The 9,323-nt window shown below is 59.0% G+C and carries 12 protein-coding genes; 6 read left to right on the top strand and 6 right to left on the bottom strand.

Features of this window, described 5'->3' with window-relative positions; genetic code table 11:
- Positions 1-119 precede the first annotated feature (119 nt).
- The 6 genes from CN673_RS20290 to CN673_RS20315 all read left to right on the top strand — a co-directional run bounded on the left by CN673_RS20290 (position 120) and on the right by CN673_RS20315 (position 3,917).
- Entirely contained in the window at positions 120-569 is a 450-nt protein-coding gene (locus CN673_RS20290; RefSeq protein WP_099868239.1) for a hypothetical protein, read from the top strand.
- Positions 569-811, top strand: a complete 243-nt coding sequence (locus CN673_RS20295; RefSeq protein ID WP_099868240.1) for a hypothetical protein — start codon at positions 569-571, stop codon at positions 809-811. The genes CN673_RS20290 and CN673_RS20295 overlap by 1 nt, the downstream gene beginning before the upstream one ends.
- A 28-nt stretch (positions 812-839) precedes the next feature.
- Complete coding sequence (locus CN673_RS20300; RefSeq protein ID WP_099868241.1) at positions 840-1,967, top strand: N-acetylmuramidase domain-containing protein; 1,128 nt, start codon at positions 840-842, stop codon at positions 1,965-1,967.
- A gap of 62 nt (positions 1,968-2,029) precedes the next feature.
- Positions 2,030-2,476, top strand: coding sequence for a hypothetical protein (locus CN673_RS20305; RefSeq protein ID WP_099868242.1), 447 nt, complete (start codon positions 2,030-2,032; stop codon positions 2,474-2,476).
- A gap of 254 nt (positions 2,477-2,730) precedes the next feature.
- Positions 2,731-3,228: an RNA polymerase sigma factor gene (locus CN673_RS20310; RefSeq protein ID WP_099868243.1), complete on the top strand. Its 498-nt coding sequence runs from the start codon at positions 2,731-2,733 to the stop codon at positions 3,226-3,228.
- Entirely contained in the window at positions 3,225-3,917 is a 693-nt protein-coding gene (locus CN673_RS20315; RefSeq protein ID WP_099868244.1) for an anti-sigma factor, read from the top strand. Before CN673_RS20310 ends, CN673_RS20315 begins: the two co-directional genes overlap by 4 nt.
- A 4-nt stretch (positions 3,918-3,921) precedes the next feature.
- On the opposite strand, the gene sorU is transcribed toward CN673_RS20315, so the two are convergent.
- The 6 genes from sorU to CN673_RS20345 form a co-directional block, all read right to left on the bottom strand.
- Positions 3,922-4,269: a SorU family sulfite dehydrogenase c-type cytochrome subunit gene (sorU, locus tag CN673_RS20320; RefSeq protein ID WP_099868250.1), complete on the bottom strand. Its 348-nt coding sequence runs from the start codon at positions 4,267-4,269 to the stop codon at positions 3,922-3,924.
- A 25-nt stretch (positions 4,270-4,294) separates the two neighbouring features.
- On the bottom strand, positions 4,295-5,476 hold the full coding sequence (gene sorT / locus CN673_RS20325) for a SorT family sulfite dehydrogenase catalytic subunit (protein ID WP_099868245.1): 1,182 nt from the start codon (positions 5,474-5,476) through the stop codon (positions 4,295-4,297).
- Between the two features lie 476 nt (positions 5,477-5,952).
- On the bottom strand, positions 5,953-6,303 hold the full coding sequence (locus CN673_RS20330; RefSeq protein ID WP_157928978.1) for a hypothetical protein: 351 nt from the start codon (positions 6,301-6,303) through the stop codon (positions 5,953-5,955).
- A gap of 137 nt (positions 6,304-6,440) precedes the next feature.
- Entirely contained in the window at positions 6,441-6,827 is a 387-nt protein-coding gene (locus tag CN673_RS20335) for an STAS-like domain-containing protein (protein WP_099868247.1), read from the bottom strand.
- The gene (locus tag CN673_RS20340; RefSeq protein WP_157928979.1) at positions 6,824-7,834 is read right to left on the bottom strand and encodes a hypothetical protein; all 1,011 of its coding nucleotides are present in this window, start codon (positions 7,832-7,834) and stop codon (positions 6,824-6,826) included. Before CN673_RS20340 ends, CN673_RS20335 begins: the two co-directional genes overlap by 4 nt.
- A gap of 497 nt (positions 7,835-8,331) precedes the next feature.
- On the bottom strand, positions 8,332-8,850 hold the full coding sequence (locus CN673_RS20345; protein ID WP_245410018.1) for a hypothetical protein: 519 nt from the start codon (positions 8,848-8,850) through the stop codon (positions 8,332-8,334).
- Between the last annotated feature and the right edge of the window lie 473 nt (positions 8,851-9,323).

Here is a 9,323-nt window from a genome sequence, read left to right on the forward strand (position 1 = left end):
GGCAACGCCTCGCCCGGACAGATACCCGGCGGCGGCGGGGGCGGCGCAGGACGATCTGGAAAGGGTGGCAACGGCGCCCGTGGTGAAGTCCGCATAACTCGTTTCAAGAGGGTCAAGCAATGACACGTCGCGCAGTCATAGACGGCGGGATCGTCGTCAACATTATCGAAGCGGGACCGGATTTCGAATTGCCCGGCAAGACGCTGGTGGACGCGGGCAATGCTTCAATCGGCTGGACTTGGGATGGCGAGGCGTTTATGCCTCCGCCCGCTCTTGAACCGCCCGTTCCAGAGATCATATCCGACCGCCAGTTTTTTCAAGGTCTCGCCTTGCGTGGCGAAATCTCCGAAGCCGAAGCTCTTGATGCAGTTGGCTCCGGCGCGATCCCGGCAGCAATGAGCGCGCTCATTGAGCAGCTTCCAGAGGCCGAGCGGTTCCCGGCGCGGATGCTCGTGCGCGGCGCGACGACGTTTCTGAGAAGCCATCCTCTCGCCGACCTGATAGGGCAGCTCTACGGCTGGAACGCGAGCCAGATCGACGAATTCTGGCGCGAGTGCGCGCTACTCTGATGGACGGCTGCACCTATTGGATCGACGGATGGTGGCGATCGTGTTGTGACGCCCATGACGTCGATTATCTCAACGGCGCGGTCAACATCGGCTCGCACCTCGATCTCGGCCTCTGCGTCATCCAGAGCGCGCCGAATCCTGCACTTGCCGCCGGTGGCGTTGTCATCGGCGGCGTCATGGCGCTGGCGACAACGGCATGGTGGCTGATCAAGCATCGCGGCCATCGCGATACGCGGCACTAGGCCGCTCTTTCTGACATCGGAGATCCTGATGACCGACTGGACCAGTTTCCGGGGCGCGGCCGCGCGCCTCGACGATATCGATTTGCCGCGCATCGGCCACCGGATTGGCGTCGGCGAAGACGAACTGCATGCCTTCATGGATGTCGAGGCGGCAGGATCTGGTTTTGACGGGCAGGGGCGGCCAAAGATGCTGTTCGAGCCGCACGTGTTTTACCGCAACCTGTCCGGCGACAAGCGGGACCAGGCGGAGCGGGCAGGGCTTGCCTATCGCAGCTGGGGCACGCGTCCCTATCCGGCTGATAGCTATCCGCGGTTGATCGAGGCTATGGCGATCGACGAGACGGCGGCGCTCAAATCGGCCTCCTGGGGGCTTGCCCAGATCCTTGGCGAGAACCACGCCATGGTCGGCTATGAGACGCCGCAGGCGATGGTGCGCGCCTTCATGGAGGATGAGGAACATCACCTCGAAGCCATGGTGCAGTATCTGATCGTGGCCAGCATTGCCGACGATCTTAGAGGCCATCGCTGGGAGGCCGTCGCACGCGGCTACAATGGGCCGGGGTACGCCAAGCACAATTATCACGGCCGCATGGCAGCAGCCTTTGCCAAATGGCAGCGCATACCCGACACGCCCTGGCAGCCACCCGCCGGCGACCTGCCGTCGATCCCTGACCGCATGGTGTCGCGCGGCATGCGCGGCGCATCGGTGCGCGCGCTGCAGACGCTCCTTGCCCGGCTCGGCCACTATGGCGGAGCGGTCGACGGGGTCTTCGGTCCAATGACGGAAGCGGCCGTGCGCGACCTGCAGCGCGAGGCCGGCATCCTCGTCGATGGCTATGCCGGGCCGCAGACCTTCGCCGCGATCGAGGCGGCGCTTGCCCCATCTTCATCCAGCATAAAGGAGGCCGCCATGGCCGCGACTGCACGATCCTCGCCGATGGACCAGGTGAGCAAGGCCAAAGGGGCCGGCAAAGGCATTGCCAAGGGAGCAGGGTTTTCCGGCGCCGTCGTCACGCTGCTGCTCGCCTTCGATGTTCTGCCGCCGGAACTCAATACGGCGGAGGTCGGTGCCGCAATCGGTGTCCTCATCACCGGCACGGCCGCGTTCATCATGGGCGTCGTTGACAGCTATCGCGCGCCCAAGAACGCCGACTGAAACCAGCCTACCAATCACACGTTTTTTAAGGGCACCGGGGCCATATGGCGGAGAACAGACACATGGACGTCCATCAGGATCGTGCGGTTCGACTGAACTGGATCACGGTCAATGTCCCGACCATCATTGCGATCGCCGCCGGCATCATGGCCGGCACCTGGGCGTGGGCGGAGCTGACGAGCCGTATCGCGACGATCGAATCCGCGCGAGAGATGCGATCGCAGGCAAACGATCAAAAGTTCGCCGAGATCAACACATCGATTGCGGGGCTTCGCCAAGCGGTCACGCCAATGGACAATCTCAGCTACCGCGTCGGCGTCCTGGAGGGCTCGCTCGGCGAAACGAACGATCGTATCGACCGGCTGTCGGAGACGATCATATCGAGCCTGGAGCTGATCCGGCGCGACGTGAACGGTCTTTCGACACGCGTCGAGGTGCTCAGCCAGAAGATCGACAGCATGAATGACGATCGGCGGGAGGCGGGGCGCGAATCTCGCAGCCCTCCGTGAGGGAACCTTGCACCGTCCGGACGGTTCTCCCCATGCACAGTCAGCTGGGGCGTTGCATTGATCCCGCCGTGTCCTCGGAGGCAGCGGGATTTTTTGTGTATTCGGGACTCAGTGGGCCAGAATCAACCTTTCGACCGACACGTCGCCTCGTGCGAGGGTCGAGACCCTGGAAACCGCTGCATTCCGGTTGCAGGCGGTGGCCTCGGCATCTAAAGACGATGAATGAGTACGGGTGAACGCGGATACTCAAGCTGATGAGCCGACGACGGCATATCGAGCGGCTTCTGCCTGAGCTGAGAGCTTATGCCTACTCAATCAGCGATCGGCGCGAGGATGGTGACGACCTCGTCCAGGACGCCGTGGCCCGAGCCTTGCGCGCAGAGGCGCCGCCGCGACGTCTCGGTGAGTTCAAACCCTGGATATTTCGAACGATTCGCAACCTGAACGCCGACGAATTGCGTAAGCGTCGCGTCCGCCGGGAATATCTTGAGCGCGAGACACGTCTGTCCATTGAGAGCTCCGATGATCCGGAGCACGAGCGGGACATGCATGTCCGCGCGGCCTTTGCGACTCTATCGAGCGAGATGCGAGAAATTTTGACCCTGATCGACATACTGGGCTTCAAGTACGACGAGGCAGCGAACATCATCGATGTGCCGCGCGGGACGGTGATGAGCCGGATCAGTCGCGCACGACGTGCGCTTCGTGACCGGATCATCGAAGCCGAGAGCGACAAACGGAGCACACCGTGACCGATCCGAGCGATGAGGACTGGGAAACTCTGAACGCGTATCTTGATGGCGAGCTGTCGAGGCCCGAGCATCGTGCCTTCGCCCGGCGCCTGTCCCGGCAACCGGAGTTGGCTGCAGCGGCAGCCAGGCTGCATGCCCAGTCCGAAAGCCTGCGAAAGATGCGTCCCGTCGGCGATACGGCGTCGCCCGTCTGGGTCCGTCCTCTCGCTTGGAGCGGAGCGATCGCGGCAACCTTGGCCATCGCCGCTTTCCTCGCGATGCCCGGTGCGGACCGAACGGACCTGGCCTCGATCCACAAGACCTTTCTCGAGCAAAGCTTTCTAACCTCGGGTGAAGAACCTGCCGAAGCCCGCCTTACGAGGGGTGGTCCACTTCCTGACTTGTCCCCGGCTGGATTGGCCCTAGTGGCCGTTCGCGAAGTGTCGGGAGGCATTGCCGGTCACTACGCGGGACGCAACGCCTGCCGCCTGACGCTTTTGAGACTAGAGGATGGGTATGCGGATGAGACCGATGTGCCGGATGTCTGGATCGTCGATGGACGTCGCTACGCCGTCCAAGCAGAAGGCATGAAGCCCGACCGCCTTGCGGCGATCGAGGCTTATCTCAAGGCCGTAACCGATCCAGAACATAGAAACATGGATCGCCTGGCTTTCGCCCGCCAAGTTGCAAAGACTGAGACCTGCGCCTGAGGCGTCAGTCCCCGCTGCCAGCAACCTCCGCGACATACGCCGAGACCGTATCGATCTCTTCCTCAGTCAATTTGCCCTCGAATGCGGGCATCACACCCACTCCGCTCGTGACAGCGGCGCGGACCTTTTCCACGTCGAGCTCAAGCTCGTCGAGGTTTGGCCCCACCTTGCCCTCGGCTTCCGCGTCGGCGAGGACATGGCAAAGCGCACATTGAGGCTGCGCCGCCTCCGAGAAGATCGTCCGGCCGGCTTCGGCATCAACCTCCTGCGCGGCGAGCGGCCCGCCAAAATTTATAAGCAGCATCGCGCCTGCAATCGCCATGCGTGTGCCGGGAACTAGCCGACTTTTCATCTTTTGCACATCCATTGCCCCGATCTCATCCAACCGTCACGTCGACGGCATGGCCGCGCCAACCGTTGTGCCCGTAGCCACGCTCGTTGGGTTCAAACTCTTCCGGCTGCGTATCACCATTGCTGTTGGTGGCGCGGCTCGCGAGCGTGTGGGTCCCGGCGTCCAGGTTTGCGACGAGGAAGAAGGGCCGCCAGGCATATGCGCCCAAGTCGGGGCCGAGGAGTTCGGCCTCCAGCCAGCTCTCGCCGCCGTCAGTAGATACCTCCACCTTTGCCACCGCGTTAGTGCCACCCATGGCGAGACCTTCGATCCGCACCTGACCGCTATTGGCATTCTCAAGCGGGCCGGTAATCCACGACTTGACGCTCATCTCGTACATCGAAGGCTGCGACGGGTCGCCCGAGACGCCAACAGGACGCACGCGATAGCCGGTTTGCTGGATCTTGGCTGGGCTCTCCTCGGCGGTGAAGGCGAGCCGCTTGAGATATTTGACGTTGTTGACACCGTAATAGCCCGGAACGATCAGCCGCAGTGGGCCGCCATGGGCCAGCGGAATCGGTTCACCATTCATATCCCAGGCCAGAATGGCTTGTTCCATAGCCTCCACTGGTACAGAGCGTTCAACCTGAATGGTCTCGGGCGGTAGGCCCTCGGGAATCTCCTCGCCCCCTGTGCCGGTCAGGAACGCAGCGTTGCCCGCGACGCCGCCCATGGCCTCGGCCACGGCACGGACCGGAACGCCCGTCCAGATCACGTTGCCTGCCGCGCCGGTAGCCCATTGCGAACCGCTGGCCTCGTGGTCAAAGAAGGCCCGACCGTTGCCCGAACATTGCAGGACCGCTACCACCGTCTGCGATCCGAGCAACTTCAATTCGCTGAGTGTCATCGCGCCGGGCTCGGCGACGCCCTCAACCGACATCTCCCAAGCATCGCGATCGGCGACGATCTCCTCGGAGGGCGCGGGCAGGTTGTTGCGGATGTAGAGATCGCTCGATGGCGTAACGAGCGCATCGCCCTGTGCGGCGCGCGTGGTCTCTAGCGTCTCACTTGTATGGACAATCATGTCGCTTGGGTCCTTCCAAGCGACGTAGGCGGGAAGTTCTCCGTTCCCTTGAGCGATCGCGGGTAAGCCTGTTGCGGCCGCGCCGGCAAGACCGGCCGAGCCGATCAGGAACTGGCGGCGTTTCACCGAGTTTACAGTGGTCATCACGTCCTCCCTTATTGTTCTGAACCGAATTGTGCTCGGTGGAAGGACGGTCGACCTGCATAAATTATTCCCCCGCGACAGAAAAAATTTCGCCGCAAGTTTTTTCGCTCTGTGCTCGCTTGTCTCTGCCAGCCTTCAATGGCCATAGCGGCTTTCGAAGATCGTCGAAGAAGGCGGCGTCGGCGATGGATGGCTAATCCATCAACTCGGCGGCAAGATCCGCGAGCGATCTCGCGGCGCGATCTGGGCGATCATTGCCGCCTGGACGCTGCTCGGCGGCTTTCTCATATGGATGGGGAGTTATCTGCTGGAATGGCTGGCGCAGCGGCTGAGCGGACCACGAGCGGTGTTGCAAGCCACCGATGGTGGATCCGAAAGTTCCAAGTTTCGCGATTTGTTCACGCCGGACTAGCCGTGCGGAAATTGGAGCAGTTGTTGATCTGGTTAGATTTCCACGCGCCTTCTAAGCCGGTTCTTCAATAGCTATTGACCAAGGCGGTTTGGTAGGCGGCCATCAATTTTGCTGCATAAATCTGGACATTCTCTGCTCGCGCCGCATCGGCTGCACGACCAGGGTTCGAAAACCCGCCGCCCGTTAAAGCGTCGAGAAATGGAACCCAATATATATCTAAGCCCAACAGATCTATCCGTCTAAGCAATGGGTCTGTTATCTCAACCTGCATTTCAACACTTGCTAGACGACCGAGTATCATCGCTTCGTCAAGAGACGGATTAAAGCTGCTCATGGCTGAGTTTGTGGTTACTGAGGCGGTCCTGCGAGATTTCGACCAATAGCTAGCTGACATATCGGCGAGGTCGCTGAACATTGACCTGAGAATCCGCACCTGGGCTTCGGCCTTATCAGCCCGATGCCTCCACCGCATCACTGCATAGGTAATGGTGCCGCCTACAATGGCCGCAAATAGAGTAGCTACCGGAATGAACGCATTGAACGCGGATGCAGTCAGTGTAATGCCGCCTTAGGCGCCAGCACTTCCTCAACTGCCTCTTTGATATATGTTTGAGCAGCGCGAAGATACTTTTGAAAGCGAGGAGCTTCACTCACGATCATAAGATGATCGCGAATTTCTTCGGCGGTGAATCCTTCGTCACGAACCAAGCCGCCAAACGTTTCATCAAGGAAAGACGACTGATAAGAGCGATTGACAGTGTCAATCCGAACAAGAAGCACACGACCGTTGCTCACCGCGTCTCTTAGACGTGGAGCTAGCAATTTCTCGCGAAACAGCTCACCACTAAAGTCGCCATGTCTCTTATAACGACCGCCAGGCGTCTGCGAAAAATCAGCAGCTATATCAAGCATATCAATTTTGTCTTCAATTGGGTTCATTGTAACTGCACCCGCCACTCAATGAGTGTTCCGCCGATGCCTTGCGCCAAGTTACGGACCAACGGCCGTGACCCTTTCGCATAGCTATAATCACCGCGCCGGCTTATAATGCGAATTGTGCCATCCTTGCAATCATCTATGAAGCTCTTCATGTGATTCAATCCCTTCCCGTGCTTTTCCAGGTTGGTCGAGCTCGCGGATTCTTCGATAGCTAAGCGGATGATTTCCCCGTCGTTTTCTTGGTTTTCTAGGTTCGGCTCCTTGGAGAACAACGAAAAAAACCTTTTCCGAAAACCTGCAAAACGCTTCCAATCCTTCAATGATCCGGGGATCGATACACCCTGATCATAGATTGCCACGTACATCGTGCGCGAAGCTGGATCTATGGCTGCCGTCATCCACCATCTGTTCACATGAGGGTGAGCAAATGATCCGTTAGCTGGGTAGGCTCTTAAGACCGCATTCTCAACAGCTTCACCTAACGCACCATTAATCTCAAAGCACTCATCCTTGGCTTTCAAACCAGCCGCCTCAACCATTGACTCGAGCGCATCTAAAAGCTTCCGTATCGTGATAGCATCGGTTTTTTTTCCCGAATGCAGAGGCAGGATCGTTTGAAATGCTCGTTCATTCAGCCCCTGCTTGATGCCGAGCAACTCGAAAAAATCGATCTCATAGAGCGTCCTGAATACGTCTCGGTCCCACTTTCCAACATTCACTACGAATAGCCGACCTATAGCGCCGATCGTGTCTTCATGAAGACGGCGGGCTCGATCGTACTCGGCGGCCAGCACGAGTGCGGCGGAGGGTGAGATGAACTCGATCGGCTCAAAGTCTATGTAAGGAGAGATCCACCTCGGTGCTCCCTTTTCCTTGTTGGGGTCGCCAGCCCGTCTGCGTAAAGCTCGCACTCCAGAAGGCGAGGCAGTGAGCAAGCTGCGCCTGAGTGAGTTGATAACATCCATAGACTCGATTGGATTGGCATCGAAGCAAAACACTTTGGGCATTCTTGCTCTGGGAGAAGGCAGGTATACCGTCTGACCGTAGTCAGGGCCGACGACCGTGCCAACGCGAAAGCGGCGGTGGCGCGAACTCCTCTTGGCTTCGTTTGAAGCCCTCGCGATGAACCATCGGCGCGTTCGTGGTGTAAGCTTCTTCAATTATCGCCTCGAGTTTTCCGTGGGCACAACTGCGGCTGAAGCGATGTATCGACTACAATTCTTCACCGGTTGTCCACCGCTGTATCGAAAGAGGTCCGATTGTAGCGACTTCGATGCCAGCAGCGCTGCAATATGCGGCAAACTATGGAACGAGGGTCGGCGGCGATATTGCCGACCCCGTTGGTGTGACTTGACACAGTGTCATTTTATATAGGTGAGTTAATGCATATGAACTAACTGCGTTGACACGCGCCCTTGAAAACACACGATTTCTAGGAGCCTTCCAAGCTGAATATGCGGGTTCGATTCCCGCTACCCGCTCCAACGTCTCGAACATGATCCCTTCATGCCATGCCCGGCTTCAGTTCGTCACGCTGCTTTTGCGCGCGGATGACGGTGCGAGCATATTGCTCCCACGTCGCACGCATCTGGAGCAGATTCGAGGTGAGCGCCTCGGCTATGCCTTCCAGTTCATCGAGAGCGGTCAGGCTCCTGGCAAACTGGCCTGACAGGTCACCCGAGAAATCGCCCTTCTTGGCCATCTCCATGCTGGCGACCAGACCCCGGTTCGCATCGTGAACGCGCGGCACGATTCGGCTCAGCGTGTCATGCAGCCTGTCGCGTTCGATTTCGGCGGCTTCGAGGAGCGGGCGCTGGTGCTCCAGCATGCGATAGGTGTTGCGCCAGTCGCGTGCATGGCGCTCCAGATCGTCGGTCACACCCTTCAATCCTCCGGGGATGCGGCTCGGCAGGCGGACGGGGGGGTAAGTCCCCGCTTCGGAAATCGCCGCGGACGCAAGATCCGGTCCTTCGATGCTGCTCAGCGGAACGTCTTCGCTGCCGCGACGTAGTATAGATGTCATGTCCGGAATATCGTTCTTTGTGGCGGTTGTTGTCATCTGCCTCTCCTGATTTTGGATTGTCCCTTCCAAGTCATTGGAATGTCGCACCTTTGCAAAGGTCGCGCCAATGCATTCCTAACAATTGGTTAACTTCAGGGCGGCAGGAGTGTTTGAAATGAGACAATAAAAGCGAATATTATATCAGTCCGGCCAGAGTTCGCTGCTGTCAAAAGTCATGTTGCATGAGTTGAACGCGATCACGACTTGCGGTGTCCCGCCGACGCTGAAACGTCGGACGGTGATGGCGCGCGAGCGTGGGTGCGCCGTCACCGTCCGATGGCTTGAACTTGGCGGAGTTTGCGCTTATTAGCGCTCCAGCCCATTTCCGAACCACGATAGAAAATTGAGGAAAGCCGCATGGCTAAAGGCAAGTTTGAACGCAATAAGCCGCATGTGAACATTGGCACGATTGGTCACGTTGACCATGGCAAGAC

The sequence above is a fragment of the Neopararhizobium haloflavum genome, assembly GCF_002750855.1.
Lineage (GTDB): Bacteria > Pseudomonadota > Alphaproteobacteria > Rhizobiales > Rhizobiaceae > Georhizobium > Georhizobium haloflavum.